Here is a 25,424-nt window from a genome sequence, read left to right as displayed (position 1 = left end):
TACCTTTGATTTCTGTCGATCATTAGTTTTCAGCGGTCTGCCTGGCCTCGTCGTTGGCCGGCGCCTGCTGTTTCTTTTTCTTTTGTAGCTCCGCCAGGGCTTCTCGGCACCGGGCTTCCGCTGTGTCTATTTCCATCTCTGCCTGGGCAATGTCGTTCTTCTGCTGTTCCAGCATGGCTTTGCGACCGTCCAGGATCTCCAGCATTTTCAGGAGCTGTTTTTCGTTACCGGTGAGGGTTTCATCCCACAGGTCAAATAGCTCCCGGGTTTCCGCCAGGGTGAAGCCCATGCGCTTGCCGCGAAGGATCAACTTCAGACGCACGCGATCCTTGGTGCTGAAAATACGGGTCTGTCCGCGTCGGCGCGGCTTCAGCAGCCCCTGATCCTCATAGAAGCGGATGCTTCGCGTTGTGACATCGAACTCCTGTGAGAGCTCGCTGATGCTGAACGTTCTTTTTTCGACCATTGCGATTTCCTTTTTCGACTTAGGTTAGATAAAGTTTACGTAAACGTAAAGTAGTTTTCTGGTCCGATTTTAAACAAACAGAATTCCGAAAAGGGGAGTGAACGATGGATTTCAAAAATGTACCGGCCATTGTAACAGGCGGCGCTTCCGGGCTGGGCGAGGGTGCAGCCCGCGCGTTGGCAGCTTCCGGATGCAAGGTGGCAATCCTGGATCTGCAGAAAGAGCAGGGCCGCAAAGTGGCCGAGGACATCGGCGGGATTTTCCTCGAGTGTGATGTGAGCTCCCCCAACAGCGCCGAAGCGGCGATCAACGCTGCCCGCGAAGCCCATGGTCCCTGCGGTATTGCCGTGAACTGTGCCGGTATTGCCACGGCTTCCAAGATTCTGGGCCGCGAAGGTGTGATGCCGCTGGAGAACTTCAGCAAGGTTATTCAGGTCAACCTGATTGGTACCTTTAACATTCTGCGTCTGGCCGCGGCGGATATGGCCCAGCGTGAACCCAATGCCGATGGTGAGCGCGGCGTAATCATCAACACGGCTTCCGTGGCGGCTTATGAAGGTCAGATTGGCCAGGCGGCCTACAGTGCCTCGAAGGGCGGTGTGGTATCGCTTACCCTTCAGTCAGCCCGTGAGCTGGCTCGCGAGGGCATCCGTGTAAATACGATTGCACCTGGCCTGTTCATGACGCCCATGATGGCGGGTATGCCCGAGGAAGTTCAGGAAAGCCTGGCAGCCACGCTGCCGTTCCCGAAGCGTCTCGGCAAGCCGGAAGAGTTCGGCATGATGGTTGACCAGATGGTGCGCAACCCGATTCTCAACGGCGAAGTGATTCGCCTGGACTGCGCGCTTCGCATGGCGCCTAAGTGACGCATTCAATGGCAGGAGACAACCATGACCGTGTCTGTTGATAAAGAAGAACTGGCGATGTTCCGGGAATCTGTGATCAAGGTTCTGGAAAAAGAAGTGGCCCCACATTATGAGGCCTGGGAGAAAACCGGCCTGGTCCCCCGCGAGCTCTGGAACACCCTGGGCGACGCCGGCATGCTGTGCGTGGATGTACCGGAAGACTGCGGCGGCATCGGCGCACCTTTTCAGTTCTCCGTGGTGGTAGGGGAAGAGCTTGCCCGCATGGGATTCGGTGCGCTCTCCACCAACGTGATGGTGCACTCGGATATTGTCGCCCCCTACCTGAGCCACATGGGCAACGAGGGGCAGCGACAACAATGGCTGCCGAAGCTGGTTTCCGGCGAAGCCGTTGGCGCCATCGCCATGACCGAGCCAGGTGCCGGCAGCGACCTGCAGGCGATCCGCACCAGTGCGGTGAAGGATGGCGATGACTACATCCTGAACGGCTCCAAAACCTTCATCACCAACGGTCAGCACGCCGACATGGTCATCGTTGCGGCGAAAACCGATCCGAAGGCCGGTGCCCGAGGCATCAGCCTGTTCCTGGTGGATACGTCACTGTCGGGCTACAGCAAAGGCCGAAACCTGGACAAAATCGGCCAGCACTCCGGGGATACCTCCGAGCTGTTCTTCTCCGATATGCGAGTCCCGGCCTCGGCTTTGTTGGGCGAGGAAGGCCAGGGCTTCATGTACCTGATGCGCGAACTGCCCCGGGAGCGGCTGGTGATTGGTGCCCTCGGCGTGGCCGCGGCCCGTGGCTCCCTCGACCTGACCATCGCCTATGCCCAGGAACGGGAACTGTTCGGCCAGAAACTGGCCCAACTGCAAAACACCCGCTTCGAAATCGCGCGTATGGAAACCGACTACCGGGTCAACAAGGCCTTCGTGGACCAGTGCATCGACCAGTACGACCGTGGCGAGCTGGATGCCCCGACCGCCTCCATGGCCAAGTACAGCGCCACCGAGATGCAGTGTCGCGTGGCCGATGGTTGTTTGCAGCTGTTTGGCGGCTACGGTTACACCACCGAATACCCGATTTCCCGGGCCTTTATCGACGCCCGGGTGCAGCGAATCTATGGCGGCACCTCAGAAGTCATGAAAGAAATTATTGCCCGGTCGGTACTTGGCAAAGCCTGAAAGAAGGTCCTTTAAGGCCTCAGAAGGCAACTCGAATGCTCGGGGTCCGAGCAGGGGGCAGCCTCTCCGGGACTGTCTGCAGCATGGATGCTGCAGTCAAGCGTACAGGGAAGTATTTACAGCGTGTCCCGGAGAGGCTGCCCCCTGATCGGGCCTTTCACAGAATCAGGAGGACAACCAAATGAACAGCAATGATGTGGTAATCGCAGGCTCAGCAAGAACACCGATGGGTGGCATGATGGGCTCCCTGAGCACCGTGCGTTCCCCGGATCTGGGCGCCACCGCCATCAGGGCGGCCATCGAACGCTCCGGCCTCCAGCCGGCTGACATCCAGGAAGTGATCATGGGCTGCGTACTGCCCGCGGGTCTCGGCCAGGCTCCGGCGCGCCAGGCGTCAAGGGCTTCCGGCATTCCCGACAGCTCCGGCTGCACCACCATCAACAAAATGTGCGGCTCCGGCATGCAGGCCGTCATCATGGCCCACGACCAGATCAAAGCTGGTACCAACAACATCATGATCGCCGGCGGCATGGAAAACATGAGCCAGGCACCGTACCTGCTGCCCAAGGCCCGTGGTGGTATGCGCATGGGCCACGGCCAGGTGATGGACAGCATGTTCCTGGACGGTCTTGAAGACGCCTACGAAGGCGGCCTGATGGGCGTCTTCGCCCAGCGCACCGCGGATAAATACGACATCAGCCGTCAGGCCATGGACGAATTCGCCATCGGTTCCCTGCAAAAATCCCTGGCCGCCATCGAAAACGGCTGGTTCCGTGACGAGATTGTTCCGGTAACCGTATCCGGCCGTGGCGGCGACACCGAAGTCGACACCGATGAGCAGCCGGGCAACGCCAAACCGGAGAAAATCCCGCACCTGAAGCCGGCCTTCGCCAAAGACGGCTCCGTGACTGCGGCCAACTCCAGTTCCATCAGCGACGGTGCCTCTGCCCTGGTACTGGCCTCCGCCGCCGAAGCTGACGCCCGCGGCCTCGTTCCCCAGGCCCGAATCGTGGCTCACGCCACCCACGCCCGCCTGCCAGCCGAGTTTACCCTGGCGCCCATCGGCTCCATCGAGAAGGTGCTCAAGAAAGCTGGCTGGAGCGTCGACGACGTGGACCTGTTCGAAATCAACGAAGCTTTCGCGGTGGTTACCCTGGCGGCCATGAACGAGCTGAAGCTCCCGGCTGAAAAGGTCAACGTCCACGGTGGTGCCTGTGCCCTGGGGCACCCGATTGGCTCTTCCGGTTCGCGGATCATCGTTACCCTGATCAATGCCCTGAAGCAGCGTGGGCTGAAGCGTGGTGTGGCTTCGTTGTGTATTGGTGGTGGCGAGGGGACTGCTGTTGCCATTGAGTTGATCTGATTTGGCTGATCGTTTCTTCTCGTGGCCTGCCTGTTTGGGGGCGGGCTGCGGGGTGGCCGGTGAATTTTTCTTGGAAAAAGAACTCGCTTCGCTCAGACACCTTTTTCCGGCGAAAAATCCACCGGCCACCCCGCGCCGAGATACTCTCGAGATATCGCGACTTTCAAAGTCTTTCTTTCTCTTTTTTGAGAATTCCATTCCTCAGTCCGAATGACGGTGGTGGGGGTACCTTTTCTGGCGGGAAAAAATGTCTGAGCGAAGCGAGTTGTTTTTCCCAGAAGAAAAGGTACCCCCACTGCCGGCCATCCCCCAAGGCAGAAGTCTCACCATCCCAGAAAGCCTGACTTGATATCAATTATGCGCCCCAGCCTATGATTTGCTAGCCTTCAATGCATTGAAATTCCCCGACATTGGAGAAGGAAAGGCCGTGCGAAAGCGCAACGAATTTATCGAGGAATCCCGTAAACAGTGGAGTTCAGAGCCCGCGTTTGTGGCCTCCATGGCGGCCGCTGCCGTGGGGTTGGGGAACCTGTGGCGGTTTCCTTACATGGTGGGGGAGAACGGTGGTGGCGCTTTTGTGGTGGCCTACCTGCTGGCGCTGATTGTGGTGGTTCTGCCCATCATGATTCTGGAAGTGTCCGCCGGGCGGCTCTCCAAGGGCAGTACCGTTCAGACTTACCGCCAGGTGAACCGCTTTGGCGTGGTCTATGGCTGGTTTGTGGTGCTGATTACCATGGCCATTACCAGCTATTATCTGGTGATTACCGGCTGGACCCTGGGTTATGCGGTGGATGCCGCAACGGACGATCTCCGGGTGTTTGGGGATTTTACTGCCGGGTATAACTCGCTCTGGTACTTCTTCGCCGTCACTTTGCTGGGGGCGATTATCCTCGCCAAGGATGTGACAGCCATTGAGCTGATGTCGAAGATCCTGATGCCTGTGTTGATCGTTGTGATGATCGGCCTGGTGATCTTCGCCAGCCGCACACCCGGTTGGGAGCAGACCAAGGATTTCTTTTTTCAGGTGGACTGGAGCCGGCTGGCGGACGGTAAGCTCTGGGCTTTTGCGTTCGGGCAGGCGTTCTACACCCTGGCGATTGGCCAGGGCTATCTGGTGACCTATGGCAGCTTTATCCCCCGTCAGACCCACGTGCCCCGGGCCTGTCTGATTGTTGCCGGTACCGAGACCAGTGTGGCGTTGCTGGCGGGCTGGATGATCTTTCCGTTTGTGTTCAGCCTGGGTATGGAGCCGACGGAGGGCAGTCAGTTGGCGTTTGTGACCATGCCCCGGGTGTTCGAGGACATGGCTGGCGGCTACTGGGTGGGTACGCTGTTTTTCAGCCTGTTTTTCATGGCCGCGTTCAGTTCCAGTCTGGCCGGTTTGAAGGTGATGATTGCTGCGGTGGCGGAAGAGTTCCGGCTGAGCAATGGCCGGGCGGTCAGTTTGGTTACCCTGGTTATGCTGGTGCTGGGTACAGCATCGGCGCTGAGTTTCACACCACTGGAGTGGAACATTGCCGGGGAGCCGGTTCTGGATGTGATCGACCGGGTGGCCGGCGGCAATGTGATTATCTTATCCGGGGTCCTGGGCGCGGCCATGTTCTGCTGGTTTATACCACCAGAGAAGATCCGGACTGTGCTGGGCACGGAAAGCCGTTGGTGGGAATGGCGGATGTACCTGGTTGGCCGCTATCTGCCGCTGGTAATGCTGCTATGGATCGCAGTGACTTACGCTTTGAACCAGATGGGCATTACTCAGGCCTGACCTGAAATTCCCGGGGTTCGATCTTCAGTTTTTTCAGGCGCGAGGTCAGGGTGGTGGGTTTTATGCCCAGCATGGCCGCTGCGCCATCTTCGCCGAAGACCCGGCCACTGCTCATGGTGAGGGCCCGGGTCAGGTTCTGTTTCTCCAGCTCCCGTAACTCCTGTTCCGTCATCAATTCGCCGCTGTAATGTCTCGCGGGGGGCGTTGTTGTGTTTATACGGGCGGTGGAATCCGGCCCGGGCAGGTCCAAGTCCAGCCGGCCGTCGGCGGTGATCACCTGGCGCTCGATCACGTTCTCCAGTTCCCGCACATTGCCCGGCCAATGATAGGCCTTCAGAGTTTCCACATCCCTCTCGCGCAGCGCCAGGGTGGGGCGGTTGAACTTCTGGCAGGCCCGGTTCAGAAACTCCTGGGCCAGGATGGGGATGTCTTCCAGACGACGGCGCAAGGGAACGGACTCGATGGGAAACACGTTCAGGCGGAAATACAGATCCTCCCGGAAGGTTTTCTGCTGTACTTCGGCTTTCAGGTCGCGGTTGGTGGCGGCGATAACGCGCACGTCCACGGCCCGGGTGCGGTTTTCCCCCACCCGCTCGAATTGCTGATCCTGAAGCACGCGGAGTAGTTTGCCCTGCAGCTCCAACGGGATTTCGCCCACTTCATCCAGGAACAGGGTGCCGCCGTCGGCCAGCTCGAACCGGCCGACGCGGTCGCTGACGGCGCCGGTGAAGGCTCCTTTGATGTGGCCGAAAAATTCGCTCTCGAACAGATCCTTGGGGATGGCTGCACAGTTCACCCGGATCAGGGGGCGATCCCGCCGGCTGCTGGATTGGTGAATGGCCCGGGCGATCAGTTCTTTGCCCGTGCCGGATTCACCGGTGATCAGCACGTTGGCATCGGTGGGCGCCACCATGCCAATCCGGCGTACGATGGCCTTGATGGCATCGCTTTGGCCGAAGATCTCGTGGAAGTGGTACTCGGCGCTTAATTCTTCCTGCAAATAGGCGTTTTCCATTTCCAGGCGGCGCTTGAGGGTCTCCACCTCTTCCAGTGCCTTGTGCAATTCGTTCTGGGCTTCCTGGCGGGCGGAGATATCCCGGAACACCACCACAGCACCCACCGGATGGCCGTTGTCGAGAATGGGTGTGCTGGTGTATTCCACCGGAAAGCCACTGCCATCCTTACGCCAGAACCAGTCCTCGCCAACGCGCTTCACGCTGGCATCGCGGAAGGCCGCGTATATCGGGCAGTCCTTCAGTGGGTACAGGCTGCCGTCCGCGTGGGAATGATGCACCACGCGGTGCAGGACCCGACCCATCAGTTCGTCAATTCGCCAACCCAGCATGCGCTCTGCTGCGGGGTTCGCGAAGGTGCCTCGACCCTCGGCATCCACCCCATAGATGCCTTCCCCGACGGCATGCAGGATCAACTGGTTTTCTCTCTCCATGTCCTTGAACAGCTCTTCCACCCGTCGCCACTCTAGCAGACCGCCCTGGTGGTAGTGGTTGGCATCGTGGCGCTCCCGAAGGGTGCGTAATTGGCGTCGGTCTCTCAGCAAAAGAAGTATGTTCTGGGATTCCGCCTGGCCGACCCGGGACGAGGAGATTTCGAGTTCCACAGTGTGGCCGTCCCGATGCTGCAGGAAGAAATCGCGGCTCCAGCCGTGACCGCGAAACAGAGTTTCTTCGGTAAAGGCGATCAGTTGCGGGCGCTGGTCTGTGAACAGATGGGTGCAGGGTTTCCCCGTCAGCGATTGACGGTCTGTGCCGATCATCCGGCCCATGGCGCTGTTGGCTGACAGAATCAGATCCCGCGCAGCGTCCACCAGCAGGGCCGATTCCGGCAGATGGTCGATCCAGTTGCCGGTTATTTCAGGGCTGATGATGGCTTCGTTATTCATGTTGGCTTCCCGAGTCAGTCTGCCGGAGAAGAATCAATCCCCGTGCCAACTACGAAAAATCGCAGTCAATGTTACGAAAAATCGTTAATTACGAAATATCGTAGCTCGACTATTTGCTGCTTTCTGAATATTGGTCATTGAAAAACAAAGAGTTAAAAAATTTCTGCACTTGGCACAAACCCTGCGATACCTCCTTCAGAACGCGTAGCCGGCCTGCCCCTGTTTCGACCGTCGGGCCCGAGCCGCATTTTTGTTGCACCACAAGAGTGCAGAAATAACCAGTAAATCACGCTAAACGCAGGAGAGTGCCCCATGACCACGAAAAGCCTCGGAAATCCTTTTGATGGTGACAAATCCCTGATTCACGCAAAGACCTGCGGCTGCCCTGAGTGCAAGCCGGGTGACAGCGCCCCCTCTATTTCCCTTGATCTCAAGCCTTCTACCGGCCAGCAGGCGGTGGCGGACGAGCGTCTGGACTCGGAAGCGATGATGGATCGCGCCATCGAAGGCGCCGTGGTGCGCTCTGTGTTCGGCCACAACGAACACAGCCGGCGCAGTTTCATGAAGATGATGGGAGCAGGAACCGCAGCGGCCGTTCTGGGCAGTGTTTTCCCTATGGAAAAGGCGAAGGCGGCGGTGAAGGAGTCTCTCGGCAAGCTTGAGAAAACCAAGCTGAACGTCGGCTTTGTACCCATTACCTGCGCCACGCCGATCATTATGGCTCACCCGATGGGTTTCTATGAGCGCTACGGCCTGGATGTCACCGTGACCAAGACCGCCGGCTGGGCGGTGGCTCGCGACAAGTCACTGGCGGGCGAATACGACGCTTCCCACATGCTGACTCCCATGCCCCTGGCGATGACCATGGGCGCCGGCTCCACACCGGAGCCCTACATCATGCCCGCAGTTGAAAACATCAACGGCCAGGCGATCGTCCTGCATGTGGACCACAAGGACAAGCGCGATCCCAAGCAGTGGAAGGGCTTCAAGTTCGGGGTGCCGTTCGAGTACTCCATGCACAACTTCCTGTTGCGCTACTACCTGGCCGAGAACGGTATCGACCCGGACAAGGATGTGCAGATCCGTGTGGTTCCGCCACCTGAGATGGTTGCTAACCTGCGCGCCGGTAACCTCGACGGTTACCTCTCCCCGGACCCGTTCAACCAGCGTGCAGTCTGGGAGAAAGTGGGCTTTATCCACATGCTGACCAAAGACATCTGGGAAGGCCACCCGTGCTGCGCCTTTGCCTGCAGCCAGAAGTTCGCCACCGAAAACCCGAACACCTATGGCGCGCTGCTTCGTGCCATCATCGATGCGACCCAATACTCCAACAATACCGATAACCGCAAGGAAATCTCCGAGGCTATTGCGCCCAAGAACTACCTGAACCAGCCGGTGCCAGTGATCCAGCAGGTGCTGACCGGTTACTACGCCGATGGCCTTGGCGAGGTGAAAGATGTTCCGGACCGCATTGATTTCGATCCGTTCCCCTGGCACTCCATGGGCGTCTGGATTCTCACCCAGATGAAGCGCTGGGGGTATATCGAGGGTGATGTGGACTACAAGGCCATCGCCGAGCAGGTGTACCTGGCCAGCGAGACCGGAAAGCTGATGGAAGAAATGGGTTACTCCGCGCCGGATAAAACCTACAAGACCCACACCATCATGGGTAAAACCTTCGATCCGGACAGCGCCGAAGAGTACACCCGCGGCTTCGCAATCGGGAGGGTGTAATCATGGCTTCCCTGAACGTCCGGGCAGCACTGCTGTCGGTGTCGTTCCTGATTCTGGCCCTGGGGCTCTGGGAAATGGCAACCCAGCCCCCAGAGGCCCAGACAGGACTGACCGAATACGAAATGCTGATGGGTGGTGTAGAACAGGAATCCCGTGTGCCGCCACCCTCGGCGGTGATCAAGCTGGCCTGGGCAGAGCTGTCCAACCCGTTCTATGACGCCGGCGCCAACGACAAGGGTATCGGTATCCAGTTGGCCTACTCGGTATATCGGGTGCTGACCGGGTATCTGGCGGCCATGGCCATCGCACTGCCCATCGGCTTCCTGATCGGTATGTCGCCGCTGATGTACAAGGCCCTGAACCCTTACATCCAGGTGCTGCGACCGATCTCACCGCTGGCCTGGATGCCGCTGGCCCTGTTCATCATTCAGGACTCCGACGCCTCGGCGATCTTCGTGATCTTTATCTGCTCGATCTGGCCGATGCTGCTGAACACCGCCTTTGGCGTGGCCAATGTGAGGCAGGATTGGGTGAACGTGGCCCGGACCCACGAACTCGGCCCGCTGCGCACCGCTATTACGGTGATCCTGCCGGCCGCCGCACCGACGATCCTGACCGGTATGCGGATTTCGATCGGCATCGCCTGGCTGGTTATCGTGGCGGCAGAAATGCTCGTGGGTGGCACTGGCATTGGCTACTACGTGTGGAACGAATGGAACAACCTGGATCTGGCCAGTGTGATCTTCTCCATCCTGATGATCGGGGTGGTGGGCATGCTGCTCGACCTGGCCCTGGGCAAGGCCCAGAGGCTGGTGGAATACAAAGAGTGAGTGGTCCGGCACCGGGTCCGGTGCCGGCCTCAACCCTCCGAATGGAGACCTGTTATGAGTAAATCAATCCTGGAAGTAGATGGCTTGTCCAAAGCCTACCCGGACGGCCAGGGCGGCGAGCTGACCGTCTTCGAGGATATTCGCTTTGCCCTGGAGAAAGGCGAGTTTGTCTGCATCATCGGCCATTCCGGTTGTGGCAAATCCACCATCCTGAACGTGCTGGCCGGCCTGGACGAAGCCAGCGCCGGCAACGTGGTGATGAACGGCAAGGAAATCAAAGGCCCCGGCCTTGAGCGCGGCGTGGTGTTCCAGAACTACAGCCTGCTGCCCTGGAAAACCACCCTGAACAACATCGTCTTCGCCGTTCGGGCCCGCTGGCCGGAATGGTCCAAGGAAAAGGTGAAAGAGCACAGCGAACGCTACCTGAAGATGGTGGGCCTGGACCATGCACTGAATCGCAAGCCGTCCCAGCTGTCCGGCGGTATGCGCCAGCGGGTCAGTATCGCCCGGGCCTTCGCCACCCAGCCCGAACTTCTGCTGCTGGACGAGCCCTTCGGCGCATTGGATGCCCTCACGCGGGGTGTGATTCAGGACGAGCTGGTGAAGATCTGGGAAGAAACCCGCCAGACCGTGTTCATGATCACCCACGATGTGGACGAAGCCATACTGCTCTCTGATCGCATCTTCCTGATGTCCAACGGCCCCAACGCCCGTATCGCCGAAAGCGTGAAAGTGGACATCCCGCACCCGCGGGCCCGGGCCACGATTTTCCAGAACCCGGCCTACCACAAGACCCGGGATTACCTGGTGGACTTCCTTGTCAACCGCAGCGGCTCGGCCCTGCCGGAAAAAGACGGCACCCCGAAAATCGCCGAACCCGCCAAAGGCGTGGCGCAGTCCACCCAGACGTCTGCGGAACCTGAAGCCCAATCCGAATCTGAAACTGCCGCCCGCGCGGTGAATGCCTGACGTAAAAACCCAAGAGAGGAAACAGCCATGATGAACAAAGAACTGATGACCGCCAAAATCCTGGAAGCCAAAGTGTCCAAGGGTATGACCTGGGAAGCCATCGCCGAAACCATCGGCCTGTCCCCGGTGTTCACCACCTCAGCGGCCCTGGGTATGAACAGCCTCAGCGAAGACAAGGCCTTTGCCCTGTGCGAAACCCTTGGTCTGGAAAAGCCGGTGGCCGAAGCCCTGCAGGTGTGCCCGAAAAAAGCCTGGGATGGTGCCGTGCCCCAGGATCCTCTGATCTACCGTCTGTATGAAGTGGTGGGCGTTTACGGCGACACCATGAAGGAACTCATCCACGAGAAGTTCGGTGACGGCATCATGAGTGCCATCGATTTCACCATGGACATCGAGAAGGAAGAGAATCCGAAGGGCGACCGTGTTGTCGTGACTATGAACGGGAAGTTCCTGCCTTATAAGGCTTGGTAAACGTTCGAACGGAAGCTTCGGAGTGGGCCCGCCTTTGTAGCCTGTTGGTTGAGGGGCGGGCTTGCGGGGTAGCAGGTGGATTTCTCTTGGAAAAAGCAACTCGCTTCGCTCAGACATCTTTTTCCGGCGAAAAATCCACCTGCCACCCCGCGCCGACGTGCAATAAGGGTTCACCAGCTTAAAGACGTTGTGCTTTCTTCTTTCTCCAGAAATATCGTTGCTGCCCGTCGGTAGGGGGTGGGGGTATTTTTTCTGACAGGGAAAAGGTGTCTGAGCGAAGCGAGTTCTTTTCCCCGAAGAAAAAATACCGCCACCCGCTTACCTGCCCGCCAAACCTCAGGCTGAACGGATCACAGCTCCGAACTTAGGCCGATCGAGACCGGGCCACAGAACCAGCCGCCAGGGCAACCTCGGCAACAGTGTGAAGCTTCTCTAGTTGCGACTGCAACATGGCAATCGGCCGTGTGCCCTCCAACGTCAGTGCGATGTTCAGATGCTCGCCGGCGGTTTCCACCGCCATGGTGGCGATCCGGAACCCACGGATGCGGACCACCTGGCAGAGCCGCTCCAGGGCGGCGGCTTCGTGGGTCATGCGGCAGTTGATGGTGTAGCTGGGTGTCGAAGGTTGGCTTTGCGGGTTCATGCAACTTGCTCCTTGCTGGCTTTGGCGGTTCGGGCGGTTTCGTCGATCATGTCTGTATTGCTGGCGCCAGGTTTGACGATGGGCCATACGTTCTCTTCACGGCTGATGGCAACGTGCAGCAGCATCGGGCCGTTGTAGGCAAGGATGGTTTCGATGCCCCGGCGGATCTGGTCGGTGCGTTCGATGTGCAGGGCCGGGATGTCGAAGGCCCGGGCCATGGCACCGAAATCGGGGTTGTCGTCCAGGTTTATCTGGCTTTCCCGGTTGTTGTAGAACAGTTCCTGCTGCTGACGGACCATGCCCAGACACTGGTTGTCCATGACGATCAGTTTTACCGGCAGGTTGTAGCGGCGGATGGTGGCCAGTTCCTGGGCGTTCATCATGAACGAGCCATCACCGGTGACGTTGATGACCGTGCTGTTGCGGTCGGCAAACTGGGCGCCGATGGCCGCTGGCAGGCCGAAACCCATGGTGCCCAGGCCGCCGCTGGTGAGGTGGTGGCGTGGGTGGTCAAAGTCGTAGTGTTGGGCGACCCACATCTGGTGCTGGCCAACATCGCAGGCGATGACGGTATCGTCCGGGGCAATCCGGGAGAGCTGGCGGATAAAGGCCGGGCCGGTGATCGGGGCCAGGGGCTCTTCGTTGTCGGCCGCGTGGAAGCCGCCGGTGGTGTGCCAGGTGCGGCACTGTTTCTGCCAGCCGCTGATGGCCAATGGTGCATCCTGGAACGCCTCGGTCAATGAGTTCAGGATGGCGTTCAGGTCACCGCGGATGGCCAGGTCGGCGGCGCGCAGTTTGTTGATCTCGGCGGCGTCGGCGTCGATGTGGATCATCCGGGCGTTGGGGGCGAAGCCCTCCAGTTTGCCGGTGGCCCGGTCGTCCAGGCGGGCGCCGATGACGAGCAGAAGGTCGCACTCATGCACTGCCCTGTTGGCCGCCCGGGAGCCGTGCATGCCCAGCATGCCGAGGTTGTAGGGGTTATGTTTGCCCGGGTTGCCGATGCCTTTCAGTGTCACAACCGCGGGCACGGCGGAGGTTTCGGCAAAGACTCGGAACGTGTCCTCGGCGTGGGCCAGGCTGATGCCTCCGCCGCTGTAGAGCAGGGGCTTGCGGGCAGCGCGCAACATGGCCAGGGCTCTGGTGAGGTCAGGGCAAGCCGCTTCACCGTCTCTGGGCCGGAATTCGGGCGCCTCTGCCACTTCCGTCAGCAACAGGTCTTTTGGAATATCAATCCAGACCGGCCCTGGGCGACCGCTTTGGGCCAGTTCGATGGCCTCTTCCATGATCGCAGGCAGGCTTTGGGCGTCGTCAATCAGGTAGCTGTGTTTCACGATGCCCAGGGTCATCCCCAGTACGTCGGTTTCCTGGAAGGCGTCGGTGCCAATCAGGCCAGACGGCACCTGGCCGGTGATGACCAACATGGGAATGGAATCCCGGTGGGCATTGGCAACACCGGTGATCAGGTTGGTGGCGCCGGGGCCGGAGGTGGCAATGCACACGCCCAGCTTGCCGCTGGCCCGGGCATAGCCATCGGCCGCCAGGCCGCATCCCTGCTCGTGGCGGCACAGCACGTGCTCCACGCCCACATCGTCCACCAGCGCGTCGTATAGCGGCATGATGCAGCCGCCCGGATAGCCGAATACCGTGCTGATGTTGTGGCGGTGGAACGCTTCAAGAATGTGCTGTGCGCCGTTCATGGTCGTTTTTGCCTTTTCTTTTGCCGTAAAAAAAGAAACCCCCGGGACTTTTCGGTGCCGGGGGTTTCTGCTGTTTTGTCAGGTTTGTCGCTATCTCACCCGCTTGTCCACGCAGAAGCCCCCGGACGGTACCACGACCACCAGGACAAGCTTCACAAGGACAATCACTGCGTTGAGATTCATAAGATCGACAGTCTGCTCTGAACTCGTATAAGGATTCTGTGTAGAATCTACCCCACGTTTTTAGCCGGATGCAACCGTTAATTACCGGTTTTTTCTGTGACCCTTCGAATCAGTAACAGTGAGCATTCAATGACGAAAGCAAAATGGGGTTCTCTCGGGCTGTCACTTCTGATCGTAATCGCGCTGGTGGTCTGGATGGCGACCGGCGAGGTGAAGGTCGCCAGTGACGAGGCTCCGAAGGCTCAGGATAGCGGCGATGGTCAGCTCACGACGGTTCAGGTGGAAACCCTGGCGGCGAGGCTGCATGAGCCTGGCCTGATGCTGCAGGGCCAGTTGGAACCCTGGAGTTCGGTGATGCTGAGTGCACAGGTGCCCGGCCGGGTGGTATCCCTGGCGGTGGGGCTGGGTGAGCAGGTGCGGCAGGGACAGAAGCTGCTGGAGCTGTCTGACGAGGGGCGCAGTGCTGCGGTTCTCCGCTGGGAGTCCCGGGTCCGGAAACTGGAAGCGGATCTTTCTGCCGCCCGCCGGCTACGTGCCAACAACCTTGCTTCGGAGTCGCAGATCCTGAGTCTTGAAAGTGAGCTTGCGGGGGCGGAAGCGGAATTGACCAGTGCTCGTCAGGCGGTCAGTCACCTCACCCCCAAGGCGCCGTTTGACGGCACGATCAACAGCAAATCGGTGGATATAGGCGATCTGGTGCAGGTGGGGTCACCGCTGTTTGAGCTGGTGCGGGTGGATCGACTGAAGGCCACCGCGCAGATCCCCCAGCAGTCAGTGGGTGATGTGGCGCCCGGCCAGGCGGTTCGTGTGGATTTGCTGGATGGAAGTCGTCTATCTGGCGTGGTGACCTTTGTCGCCAGCGCCGCCTCCCCGGCAACCCGGAGTTTTGCTGTTGAAATCGCTGTTGAGAATCCGGATCGCAAACGGGTTGCAGGCGGCAGTGCCAGCCTGCGGGTGGCTTTGCCGGAGGTGAAGGCCATGTTTATCTCACCCGCTTACCTGTCCCTCGGCGACGATGGTCGCCCAGGTGTAAAGTACGTGAACGGCGAGAATCGCGTGGAGTTCGGTGAAGTGAAGCTGTTGAGCGTGTCCACCGAAGGCGCCTGGGTTACCGGTTTGCCGGATGAGATCCGGCTGATTACCCGCGGTGGCGGATTTGTAAGCATCGGCGAGCAGGTGGTGCCCGTTGATGCCGCCGAAAACAGGGGGTAGGGCAGATGCGCAGCCTGATCTTCGCCGCCATTGACCGCAGCCGGACCACCCTGCTCACGCTGCTGTTCCTGATTCTGGGCGGTATCGCCGCGTTCCAGACCATTCCCAAGGAAGCCAACCCCGACGTCACCATTCCGATGATCTATGTCTCCATGACCCTGGACGGGATCAGCCCGGAGGACGCCGAGCGCCTGCTGGTTCGGCCCATGGAGCAGGAGCTGCGGTCGCTGGAGGGCATCAAGGAAATGCGGGGTACAGCGTCCGAGGGGCATGCCTCGGTGATGCTGGAATTTGATGCCGGTTTTGATCCGGACAAGGCGCTGCAGGACGTGCGGGAGAAAGTGGATACCGCCCGGACCAAGCTGCCCCAGGAAGCGGACGAACCGCGGGTAAACGAAATCAACGTGTCGCTGTTCCCGGTGCTGTCCATTGGTTTGTCTGGTCCTTTGTCGGAACGGGAGCTGATCACCATCGCCCGCCGGTTTCAGGATGCTATCGAGTCGATTCCGGAAGTCCTTGAGGTGGAGATTGGCGGCGATCGGGAAGACCTGCTGGAAATCGTGGTGGACCCCCAGGTTCTGGAGAGCTACGGCATCGATTTTGACCAGTTGGCCTCCCTGGTAACCCGGAACAACCAGCTGGTCGCCGCAGGCTCCCTCGATACCGGCAACGGCCGCATGGCGCTGAAGGTGCCCGGAGTGATCGAGACCATTGAGGATGTTATGTCCATGCCGGTCAAGGTGGACGGCGATACGGTAGTCACCTTTGGCGATGTCGCCATGCTCCAGCGCACCTTCAAGGACCCCACCGGCTTTGCCCGTATCAACGGCGAGCCGGCGCTGGTGCTGGAAGTGTCCAAACGCTCCGGTGCCAACATCATCGAGACCATTGCCCAGGTCCGTCAGTTGATCGAAGAGGCCAAACCGCAGTTGCCGGATTCGCTGGAAATTCGCTACATCATGGATCAGTCCGAGGAAGTGCGGGATATCCTCAGTGACCTGCTGAATAACGTACTCACCGCCATTGTGCTGGTCCTGATCGTGGTGATTGCCGCCATGGGGCCCCGTTCAGCGGTGATGGTGGGGCTGACCATCCCGGGCGCGTTCCTCACGGGTATCCTGGTGATCTGGAGTATGGGCCTCACGCTCAACATTGTGGTGCTGTTCAGCCTGATCCTGGTAGCGGGCATGCTGGTGGATGGCGCTATTGTGGTGTCGGAACTGGCGGATCGGAACCTCGCGGAAGGGCAGACGGTCAAGCACGCCTGGGCCGAGGCGGCCAGCCGCATGGCCTGGCCCATTATTGCTTCCACGGCCACCACTCTGGCGGTGTTTGTGCCTCTGCTGTTCTGGCCCGGGGTGGTGGGGGAGTTTATGAAGTTCCTGCCGTTGACGGTCATCATCTGTCTGGTGGCATCGCTGGCGATGGCGCTGGTGTTTCTGCCAGTGCTGGGCAGCGTCAGTGGCGGCCGCAGGGCCCGGCAGGGAGAAACAACAGGCCGGCTGATGCAACGCTACCGCTGGTTGCTGTCAGTACTTCTTAAATCGCCGGGACTGACGCTGATCGGTGTGCTCTGTGTGATTGCGGTGATTTACGCCGCCTATGCCCGCTTCAATTACGGTGTGGAGTTTTTCCCGAGCGTTGAACCGGATTCGGCCCAGGTGCAGGTGCGGGCCAGAGGCGATCTGTCGGTGTGGGAACGGGATGTGATCGTGCGTGAGGTGGAGCGGCGCCTGCAGGGAATGCCTGAGGTAAAGGCCCTTTACGCGCGCTCAATGGTCAGCGCCAGTTCGCAGATGGCGCCGGATGTGATTGGTGTTCTGCAGTTCCAGTTTACCGACTGGTACACCCGGCGCGCCGCCAGTGCCATTCTGGAGGATTTCCGCGCACTGACCTCCGACATCGCAGGCGTTGAGCTGGAATTTCGCAAGCAGGAAGGTGGGCCAGCGGAAGGCAAGCCCATTGAGCTGCAGGTGAGCAGCCGTGAGGCCAACGACCTTAACGGCTATGTGGATAAAATCAAGGACCGCATGCGGGAGCTGGGGGGCTTCGTGGACATCGAGGATGACCGGAGTTTGCCGGGTATTGAGTGGCGGCTACAGGTTGACCGGGAAGCCGCTGCCCGGTTCGGCACCGATGTGCTCGGCATTGGCAGTGCGGTGCGGCTGGTGACCAATGGCCTGGTGCTGGCTACCTATCGCCCGGAGGATGTCCGGGACGAAGTGGATATCGTTGTTCGGGTACCGAACAACTGGCGGGAACTGGACCACCTGCAACGGCAGACCATCCGCACTCCCCGAGGGCAGGTGCCGCTCTCGGAGTTCGTCGACCTTCGGCCCGGGGATAAAACCGGCAGTATTGTGCGGGTGGGTGGCCAGCGTACGGTAACCATCAAGTCCGATCTGGCGCCGGGCCGCCGGGTTGACGAACTTCTGCGATCCCTGCAGGCCGGGATGCCGGAGCCACCGGACGGCATCTCAGTGAAATTTGCCGGCGAAAACGAGGATCAGCAGCAGGCCGCCAACTTCCTGGTCACCGCCTTTCTGGTGGCCATCGGGCTGATGCTGCTGATTCTGGTGACCCAGTTCAATTCACTCTACCAGACCTTCCTGATCCTTTCCGCCATTGTGCTTTCGACGGCTGGGGTGCTTCTTGGCCTGCTGGTCAACAGCCAGTCGTTCGGCATTGTGATGGTGGGCATGGGGACCATTGCGCTGGCGGGCATTGTGGTGAACAACAACATCATTCTCATCGATACCTACAACCAGATGCGCAAGGAAGGCATTGAGGCTTACGAGGCCGCCCTGGAAACCGGTTGCCTGCGTCTGCGGCCGGTGCTGCTCACGGCCATCACCACCGTGCTGGGCCTGATGCCCATGGTGCTGGGGGTGAACGTGGACCTGCTGACGCCTTCCCTGGGCCTCGGGGCGCCCTCGACCCAGTGGTGGACCCAACTGTCCAGCGCCATCGCTGGAGGGCTGACATTCGCCACCGTGCTGACGCTGTTGCTTACGCCGGCATTGCTGGTGCTGGGTAACCGGGCCGGTCAGGCTCTGGGAAGGCTGACCGGCCGGGTCAGTCGGAGTAGTAGCGGCCAATGATTTCGGAAAACGGCAGCGGTTTGCTATACAGGTAGCCTTGGAGATAGTCGCAGCCTTTCTCAAACAGCCAGGCCTCATGGGCGTCGTTTTCCACGCCTTCCGCCACCACGGAAAGTCCCAGCCCCCGGGCCAGACCGATGATGGATAGGGTAATGGCGCAGTCGTCCTCGTCGTCTGGCAGGTTCTTGATGAACGAGCGGTCGATCTTGATCCGGGAAAATGGCAGGCTTTTGAGCCGGGACAGCGAGGAGTATCCGGTGCCAAAATCGTCGATGGCAAGCTCTGCGCCAGCCTCTACCAGTTGCTCCAGGACCCGACCGATCAGGCTGAAATCCCCCTGGATCGAGTCTTCGGTCACTTCAAACTGCAGGGCGCTGACCGGCATATCCTGTGTATTGCAGATCTCTTTTACCCGTTCCGGTAATTCGGGGACCAATACCTGCTCGGCTGAGAGGTTGACGGATATGGTGGGCAGTGGGATGTTCCGGTTTTTTGCGTCGCGCCAATGTGCGCAGACGTTTCTGAGTACGCAGGCTCCCAGTTCATACATGAGCCCGGCGCTGCGGGCCACGTCCAGAAATTCGATCGGCGACAGCCAGCCCCTTTGCGGGTGCTGCCAGCGAACCAGGGCCTCCATGCTCTCCAGCTGTTTTCCGGTACGATCCATAATCGGCTGGTAGAACACATCCAGGCCATTGGTTTTCAGTGTTTCCCTCAGTTCGCTCTCAAGGGCAAAGCGGGAGCGCGCTGTCATCTGGATTTCCGAGTCAAACAGGGTGGAACGGTCCCGGCCCTGCCTTTTGGCATGGTACATGGCGGCCTCGGCACCCCGGAGAAGTTCTTCCGGCTCACGGCAGTCACCCGGGAAGTGACAGATGCCCAGGCTGGCACTGACGGTCAGATTCTGGTCGGATACCCGGATTGGTTGGCGAATCCGGCTCTGGATCTCCCGGGTTACTTCATTCAGGGAGCTCGGCAGGGTGTAATTGCGGATGACCAGCGCAAATTCGTCGCCGCCGATGCGCGCCAGAAAGTCTTTGCCTGCCAGTTGGATCTCTTTCAGCCTCAGACCGATATCGGCGATCACCTGATCCCCTGCCTGGGGCCCCAGGCCGTCATTGATGGTTTTAAGGCGGTCAACATCGATCCAGATAAGAGCCAGGCTGCCTGCACCCCGGCGTTTGATCTTGCGTACCAGATGACCCAGCCGGTCTCGGAGGGAATCGATATTGGCAAGGCCAGTCAGGGAATCGTAACGCCTGACGTATTCCAGGGCCCGCTTGGATCTCAGCCAGGCTTCGTGGGTATTCATCAGGCTGATGGTGTCAGCAATGGCCACGGCCAGGGAAATGTCCGGGACGGACCACTCCCTGCGTTCATGGGATTCCAGGCAGACCACCCCACTGAACTGCTCGCCATCAAAGATGGGGGCGTCGAGCATGGCGTGGATATTCTGAACGGACAGGTAGCCCCGGTCGAAAGACCGGGTCCGGGGATCATTCTGGGCATTCTCCACGGCAATAACTCGTTCCGCCGTAATGGCCTGAAAGTATTCGGGATGATCGGACCGGAAGAGACTGTAGCCGACACTTTCTTCTTTAATCCCGTTGTTACGTCCCGGCTGTCCTTCATCGTGCAGCCATTCGCAGGTTATGCGGTCACGCTCCGGGGGAAACCGCCAGATGCTTGCCCTTTGAATACCCAGCAGCCGGGTACACAGTTCCGTGAGGGCCGCCAGTTTCCGGGGCCGGGGCATTTCGATGAAACCGATGTTATGACTCAGCTCCATCAGGGCTTTGTGGTGGGTCACGAGGACTTCACTGTCACGCATGGCCGGGCTCAATACGTTGTCCTTTTATCGGTGTACGAGCAGCTTTCGGACGCGGCTTGGTGCGGGTAAAAAGGTTACCATTGGGCTTGCTCTGGAATATGGCAGCTATTGGTACATGTGTCCAATCAGTCTGAGGCTGCCTTCATGGTCGCCTCATGGTTTTCCGCCACCAGGCCATGAATCAGAGGCTCGGCTACCCGGGCCGGGGACTTTCCATAATCGTTATCAGGTAATAAGCTGAAAGGTAGAACCCATTGTAAGCGATCCCGATGGAATTTACAGAACCTCTCGTACGTCACTTTCTTGGTATCTTCTTCCTGATGATCGGCCTGCAGTTTGCCGGCCGTAGCCTTGGGCTGTTCCAGCGCATGGGCTTTTCCCACATCAATTATGGCGAGCGGGGGAGTGCGCCCTGGTGGCACCGGCATATCTTCAATGTGTTCCGGGCACTGATTCTTACCGTTTGTGTGGCGCGGATCTTTGCAGATATCGACGGCTGGCTCGGCGTTTTTGGCTGGCTGTATCATTGGCCGGTGCTGTTGGCCGGAATGTTGTTGCTATTGGTATCGTTCACTGTGGTGAACTATCTGCAGGCTTACATGCATGAGGACTGGCGCTCAGGCATTGATCCCCGGAAGGACCAGCGAAAGCTGCTGACGGACGGGCCCTTTGCCCGCTCGCGGAACCCGTTGTTCCTGACAGTGATGGCGGGGCAACTGGGCTTTTTCCTGGCGCTGCCCAGCGTATTCTCGCTGGTATGCCTGGTGGTCGGTGTGCTGGTTATCACCCGCCAGGCCGGTGAGGAAGAAAAGGCCCTGGCGGTCAAATTCGGAGAGGACTACGAGCGTTACCGGGTTCGGGTGCCGCGCTGGTTCTGAGCCGCCGCCTGCGAAAAGCGCCGGGCTTTACGCCGACGTTTTCCGGGCTTCCTTGATAACATCGTAGGCGTGGCTGATCTCCCGGGTGCGTTCTTCTGCCATTTCCCGCATGCTCTCGGGTAAACCCCGGCCGGCCAGTTTATCCGGATGGTTTTCGCTCATCAGTTTGCGGTAGGCTTTCTTGAGCTCCGCGTCACTGGCTGACGATGAAACCCCCAGGACCTTGTAGGCATCACTGATCTGATCGGCGGAAGATGGCTGGCCAGCTCCGGCCCGATTGGTATGGGCACCCCGTAGCATGGCTTCCAGCTGATCCACCTGGCTCTCGGGCAGTCCCAGGCCGCGGGCGATTCGCACCAGCATCTCATGTTCGGCCGGGTGTACCACGCCATCGGCGGCAACAGCTGAGACCTGAACCTGAAGAAACATCTGCAGGAACGCCGGTTGCCGGCCACTAGCCTGGAGGAACCGGTTCAGCTCTGCGTCCAGATCGAAATCCGGCTCCTTGCCCCGGTTGAAGGCGGCTCTGGCCGTGGCTTTCTGCTCTTCGTTCAGGCGGAAGCGTACGAACATGGCTTCCGCCATCTGGATTTCGTCGCGGGATATAATGCCGTCTGCCTTGCAGAGGGCACCCATGACGGCAAAGACGGACTCGACAAAGCCGGATTGGATACTCTGGAGCTTGCCGATCAGACGGCGCTTGAGGTGGTTGAAGAGAAAGGCACCGATTGCCGCACCCACCAGAAAACCCGGAAATTTGCCAAAGGCGTAACCGATCAGACCGCCAACGATGATTGCAAACAGCATTAAATTGTCCTTACCAGGGATGAACCAGCCTATAGAATATACGTGTTTTTCAGTCCGGCTTCATGAACAGGCTTTCATGGGGGCAAGGTTAAAAACAATTTGCGCTGGAAATTTCGATGCGTCGTTGATCCTGCTGAGTGCGATATCGCGCAGGACATTGGGAGATGGTTCTGGGGCTCAGTGTTGATAGAATCCAGGCGCGGTCGTTTTCATTTTCAGACGAAGCCAAAAGTTATGACACAGGACCTTTTCGGCGAGCTGTCGCCGGAGTTGATCAGGGAGCATCTGATGGAAGGTGCGGTGGTGCTTCGCCAGTTCGCCCTCGCAGACGCTGAATGGCTCCTGAACGACATTCAGCGAGTTACCACTCAGGCACCGTTTCGGCATATGAAAACCCCTGGCGGTCATGCCATGTCGGCCGCTATGAGTTGCTGCGGTGATCAGGGTTGGGTGACCGATACCCGGGGGTACCGCTACCAGTCCGAGGACCCGACTTCAGGCCAGCCCTGGCCGGCGATGCCGGAATCCTTCCGCAATCTTGCCGGGAAGGCCGCAGTCGCAGCTGGTTTCGAGGGCTTTGAGCCGGATGCCTGCCTGATCAACCGCTATGAGCCCGGGGCAAAAATGGGACTGCACCAGGATAAGGATGAGCAGGATTTCAGCCAGCCGATTGTGTCGGTATCCCTGGGCCTGCCCCAGGTATTCCAGTTTGGCGGGCTGAAACGGAACGAACGTCCTGTCAGGGTCCCGCTTGCCCACGGTGATGTGGTGGTCTGGGGTGGCCCGGCACGACTGAGATATCACGGAGTATTGGCGCTGAAGGCCGGGGACCATCCTCTGACCGGCGCCTGTCGATACAACCTGACGTTCCGCAAAGCCCGGTAACCGGTTACTGCCGCGCAGACTCCTGGCGACCTTACTTTCCTGCAAGGGGGCTGATAAGCTTCGCGGCCTTTGAATTCGTAGCAAACCGGAACCCCGAAATTATGGTGAATTCCTTAAAGGCCAACTGGCTGTCAAATACCCGCGGCGATGTCCTTGCCGGCATTGTGGTTGCCCTGGCGCTGATCCCGGAGGCAATTGCCTTTTCCATCATCGCCGGAGTCGACCCCAAGGTCGGGCTTTATGCGTCCTTCTCTATCGCAGTGATTATTGCGTTCGTGGGCGGACGCCCCGGTATGATCTCGGCAGCCACCGGGGCCATGGCCTTGCTGATGGTCACGCTGGTGAAAGACCATGGTCTTGAGTACCTTCTGGCGGCGACGCTGCTGACCGGTGTTATCCAGATTGCCGCCGGTTACCTGAAGCTTGGCGGCCTGATGCGGTTCGTCTCACGCTCGGTGGTTACGGGCTTTGTCAACGCACTGGCGATCCTTATTTTCATGGCCCAGTTGCCCGAGCTGACCAATGTAACCTGGCACGTGTACGCCATGACGGCAGCCGGCCTCGGCATCATATACCTGTTCCCGCTGTTGCCCCGGGTTGGCCGGATCCTGCCTTCGCCTCTGGTGTGTATCGTTGCTCTCACGGGTGTGGCGATGTACCTCAACCTGGATATCCGTACGGTAGGCGACATGGGCGAGCTGCCTGATACCCTGCCGGTTTTCCTGTGGCCGGATGTGCCCCTGAATTTTGAAACCCTGATGATTATCCTGCCATACTCCGTGGGCCTTGCGGTTGTTGGCCTGCTGGAATCCATGATGACCGCAACGATTGTTGATGATCTGACCGATACCACCAGTGATCGCAACCGTGAGTGCAAGGGTCAGGGTATCGCCAACATCGGTTCCGGCCTGCTCGGCGGCATGGCCGGTTGCGCGATGATCGGGCAGTCCATCATCAACATCAAATCCGGCGGTCGTACGCGCCTGTCGACACTGACCGCCGGCGTGTTCCTGCTGGTAATGGTGCTGGTGCTGGACAAGTGGCTGGTTCAGATCCCCATGGCCGCGCTGGTCGCCGTGATGATCATGGTCTCGATCGGTACCTTTAGCTGGGGCTCTGTCAAGGATCTCAGAGAACACCCGCTGTCAACCAACATCGTTATGGTTGTTACCGTTATCGTGGTGGTGGCCACCCATAACCTGGCCTTCGGTGTGCTGGCGGGCGTGCTGCTGGCGGCCCTGTTCTTTGCCAACAAGGTGGGGCACTACATGCTGGTTACCTCGGAGCTGGATGAGACCACGGATACCCGCACCTACCGGGTAGTGGGCCAGGTGTTCTTCAGTTCCTCGGAAAAATTCCTGGAATCCTTTGATTTCAGGGAAGCAGTCGATAACGTGATCATAGACCTGAGCCGGGCACATTTCTGGGACATTACCGCCGTGGGCGCACTCGACAAGACCGTGCTCAAGTTCCGTCGTGAAGGTTCGGACGTTGAGGTTATCGGGTTGAACGAAGCCAGTGCCACCATTGTCGACCGCTTCGGTGTGCACGACAAACCCGAAGCTGTTGACCGGCTGATGGGACACTGACATGACACAGACCCGGGAATCCAACAGCGATCACAGCCAGAATAGCAATTACAGGGATCACGAAGGCGAGGTTGAGATGTTACGAGTAGTTGCCTGCATTGACGGCTCCCAGGCCGCCCCGGCCGTGTGCGATTATGCTGCCTGGGCCAGCAAGCATATGGAAACGCCCATGATGCTGTTGCACGTCCTTGATGAGGAGCGTTATCCGACCGAGCCGGACCTTGCCGGAAGCATCGGCCTGGGAAGTCGCGAACAGTTAATGGAGGATTTGGCGGAGCTTGACCGCAAGCGGGCGAAGCTGGCCCTCGAACACGGGCACCATATGCTGGATGAGGCAGAAAAACGGGTGCGCGACTCGGGCATCAGTGAAGTGGTGCAGCGCCAGCGCCACGGCGACCTCACCGAGTCCCTGCTGGCACTGGAAAACCAGACCCGCCTGCTGGTCATGGGGTTGCACGGTGAAACCTGTTCGGAGCGCGATACCCACATTGGCAGCCAGCTGGAAACGGTGATTCGCAGCATGCATCGTCCGATTCTCCTGGTGCCGGATGAGTTCACCCGGCCCCGCAGTGCCATGCTGGCCTTTGACGGCAGCGCAACGGCGTTCAAAGGTGTGGAGCTTCTGGCCGGTAGCCCGGTGCTCAAGGGTATGCCCCTGCATCTGGTGATGATTGGCGCGGATACCAGTGACCGCCGGGAGCAGCTCAGGAAGGCGGAGAAAATGCTGGCGGGCCTGGAATCCGGGATCACTCTGGCGATCCGCGCCGGCGATGTTGAACCCGCGTTACACGCCTATCAGGAAGAGCACGATATCGACATCCTGGTCATGGGGGCCTACGGCCACTCCCGTATCCGGCAGTTCCTGGTGGGCAGCACAACCACCACCATGCTCAAGACCGCCAAAAAACCGCTGGTGATTCTTCGTTAGTTCCCGGGAGTGGGTCTTCTCAGGCGGTTGTCCGATGCCGCCGTGGACGTGATGGGTTACGCCTGCTTGGTTTTGCCATCATGAGCTGTGGGGCAGGGTAACACCGTGAATCTCAGGCGCGTTTGCACGG

At 59.4% G+C, this 25,424-nt stretch carries 20 protein-coding genes; 14 read left to right on the top strand and 6 right to left on the bottom strand.

Features of this window, described 5'->3' with window-relative positions:
- Positions 1-22: 22 nt before the first annotated feature.
- Positions 23-466 (bottom strand): MerR family DNA-binding transcriptional regulator, encoded by a 444-nt coding sequence (locus QPL96_RS00805; RefSeq protein WP_069183908.1) that lies wholly within the window; start codon positions 464-466, stop codon positions 23-25.
- A 104-nt stretch (positions 467-570) separates the two neighbouring features.
- On the opposite strand from QPL96_RS00805, the gene QPL96_RS00800 reads away from it, so the two are divergent.
- The 4 genes from QPL96_RS00800 (at position 571) to QPL96_RS00785 (ending at position 5,636) form a co-directional block, all read left to right on the top strand.
- On the top strand, positions 571-1,332 hold the full coding sequence (locus QPL96_RS00800; RefSeq protein ID WP_303284941.1) for a 3-hydroxyacyl-CoA dehydrogenase: 762 nt from the start codon (positions 571-573) through the stop codon (positions 1,330-1,332).
- Between the two features lie 24 nt (positions 1,333-1,356).
- Positions 1,357-2,508 carry an acyl-CoA dehydrogenase family protein gene (locus QPL96_RS00795; protein ID WP_303284939.1) on the top strand — a complete coding sequence of 384 codons (1,152 nt, stop codon included), beginning with the start codon at positions 1,357-1,359 and terminating at the stop codon, positions 2,506-2,508.
- Positions 2,509-2,689: 181 nt separating this feature from the next.
- A complete protein-coding gene (locus tag QPL96_RS00790; protein WP_303284938.1) occupies positions 2,690-3,871 on the top strand; it encodes an acetyl-CoA C-acyltransferase in 1,182 nt (393 codons plus the stop codon).
- A gap of 427 nt (positions 3,872-4,298) precedes the next feature.
- A complete protein-coding gene (locus QPL96_RS00785) occupies positions 4,299-5,636 on the top strand; it encodes a sodium-dependent transporter (protein ID WP_303284937.1) in 1,338 nt (445 codons plus the stop codon).
- On the opposite strand, the gene QPL96_RS00780 is transcribed toward QPL96_RS00785, so the two are convergent.
- Positions 5,623-7,536, bottom strand: a complete 1,914-nt coding sequence (locus QPL96_RS00780) for a sigma 54-interacting transcriptional regulator (RefSeq protein WP_303284936.1) — start codon at positions 7,534-7,536, stop codon at positions 5,623-5,625. The two genes, QPL96_RS00785 and QPL96_RS00780, sit on opposite strands and share 14 nt — an antisense overlap.
- Before the next feature lie 312 nt (positions 7,537-7,848).
- Here QPL96_RS00780 and QPL96_RS00775 point away from each other — a divergent pair, with 312 nt between their 5' ends.
- Genes QPL96_RS00775 through cynS form a run of 4 tightly spaced genes read left to right on the top strand, consistent with a single transcriptional unit; the run spans position 7,849 to position 11,540 of the window.
- A complete protein-coding gene (locus QPL96_RS00775) occupies positions 7,849-9,270 on the top strand; it encodes an ABC transporter substrate-binding protein (RefSeq protein WP_303284935.1) in 1,422 nt (473 codons plus the stop codon).
- A 2-nt stretch (positions 9,271-9,272) separates the two neighbouring features.
- Complete coding sequence (gene ntrB / locus QPL96_RS00770; RefSeq protein ID WP_303284934.1) at positions 9,273-10,100, top strand: nitrate ABC transporter permease; 828 nt, start codon at positions 9,273-9,275, stop codon at positions 10,098-10,100.
- 54 nt (positions 10,101-10,154) lie between these two features.
- Positions 10,155-11,069, top strand: coding sequence for an ABC transporter ATP-binding protein (locus QPL96_RS00765; protein WP_303284933.1), 915 nt, complete (start codon positions 10,155-10,157; stop codon positions 11,067-11,069).
- Positions 11,070-11,096: 27 nt separating this feature from the next.
- On the top strand, positions 11,097-11,540 hold the full coding sequence (cynS, locus tag QPL96_RS00760; protein ID WP_303284932.1) for a cyanase: 444 nt from the start codon (positions 11,097-11,099) through the stop codon (positions 11,538-11,540).
- Positions 11,541-11,904: 364 nt separating this feature from the next.
- On the opposite strand, the gene QPL96_RS00755 is transcribed toward cynS, so the two are convergent.
- Positions 11,905-12,183 (bottom strand): ACT domain-containing protein, encoded by a 279-nt coding sequence (locus QPL96_RS00755; RefSeq protein ID WP_062785269.1) that lies wholly within the window; start codon positions 12,181-12,183, stop codon positions 11,905-11,907.
- Entirely contained in the window at positions 12,180-13,880 is a 1,701-nt protein-coding gene (ilvG, locus tag QPL96_RS00750; RefSeq protein WP_303284931.1) for an acetolactate synthase 2 catalytic subunit, read from the bottom strand. The genes QPL96_RS00755 and ilvG overlap by 4 nt, the downstream gene beginning before the upstream one ends.
- A gap of 312 nt (positions 13,881-14,192) precedes the next feature.
- Between ilvG and QPL96_RS00745 the strand changes: the two genes are divergently transcribed.
- Both QPL96_RS00745 and QPL96_RS00740 read left to right on the top strand, forming a co-directional pair.
- Complete coding sequence (locus QPL96_RS00745; protein ID WP_303284930.1) at positions 14,193-15,275, top strand: efflux RND transporter periplasmic adaptor subunit; 1,083 nt, start codon at positions 14,193-14,195, stop codon at positions 15,273-15,275.
- A gap of 5 nt (positions 15,276-15,280) precedes the next feature.
- Positions 15,281-18,376: an efflux RND transporter permease subunit gene (locus QPL96_RS00740; RefSeq protein WP_303284929.1), complete on the top strand. Its 3,096-nt coding sequence runs from the start codon at positions 15,281-15,283 to the stop codon at positions 18,374-18,376.
- Here the strand turns inward: QPL96_RS00740 and QPL96_RS00735 are convergent.
- On the bottom strand, positions 18,351-20,207 hold the full coding sequence (locus QPL96_RS00735) for a GGDEF domain-containing protein (protein WP_303284928.1): 1,857 nt from the start codon (positions 20,205-20,207) through the stop codon (positions 18,351-18,353). The genes QPL96_RS00740 and QPL96_RS00735 overlap by 26 nt on opposite strands.
- A 269-nt stretch (positions 20,208-20,476) precedes the next feature.
- Here QPL96_RS00735 and QPL96_RS00730 point away from each other — a divergent pair, with 269 nt between their 5' ends.
- Positions 20,477-21,085, top strand: coding sequence for an isoprenylcysteine carboxylmethyltransferase family protein (locus QPL96_RS00730; protein ID WP_303284927.1), 609 nt, complete (start codon positions 20,477-20,479; stop codon positions 21,083-21,085).
- A 27-nt stretch (positions 21,086-21,112) separates the two neighbouring features.
- On the opposite strand, the gene djlA is transcribed toward QPL96_RS00730, so the two are convergent.
- Positions 21,113-21,892 carry a co-chaperone DjlA gene (gene djlA / locus QPL96_RS00725; protein ID WP_303284926.1) on the bottom strand — a complete coding sequence of 260 codons (780 nt, stop codon included), beginning with the start codon at positions 21,890-21,892 and terminating at the stop codon, positions 21,113-21,115.
- 234 nt (positions 21,893-22,126) lie between these two features.
- On the opposite strand from djlA, the gene alkB reads away from it, so the two are divergent.
- From alkB to QPL96_RS00710, 3 genes are all read left to right on the top strand, one after another.
- Complete coding sequence (alkB, locus tag QPL96_RS00720) at positions 22,127-22,777, top strand: DNA oxidative demethylase AlkB (protein ID WP_303284925.1); 651 nt, start codon at positions 22,127-22,129, stop codon at positions 22,775-22,777.
- Between the two features lie 101 nt (positions 22,778-22,878).
- The gene (locus QPL96_RS00715; RefSeq protein ID WP_303284923.1) at positions 22,879-24,366 is read left to right on the top strand and encodes a SulP family inorganic anion transporter; all 1,488 of its coding nucleotides are present in this window, start codon (positions 22,879-22,881) and stop codon (positions 24,364-24,366) included.
- Between the two features lies 1 nt (position 24,367).
- Entirely contained in the window at positions 24,368-25,294 is a 927-nt protein-coding gene (locus tag QPL96_RS00710; RefSeq protein ID WP_303284922.1) for a universal stress protein, read from the top strand.
- Positions 25,295-25,424: the final 130 nt, after the last annotated feature.

The organism is Marinobacter sp. SS8-8, from assembly GCF_030540945.1.
In the GTDB taxonomy this organism is placed as follows: Bacteria; Pseudomonadota; Gammaproteobacteria; order Pseudomonadales; family Oleiphilaceae; genus Marinobacter.
This window is presented reverse-complemented; position numbering and strand designations above follow the sequence as displayed.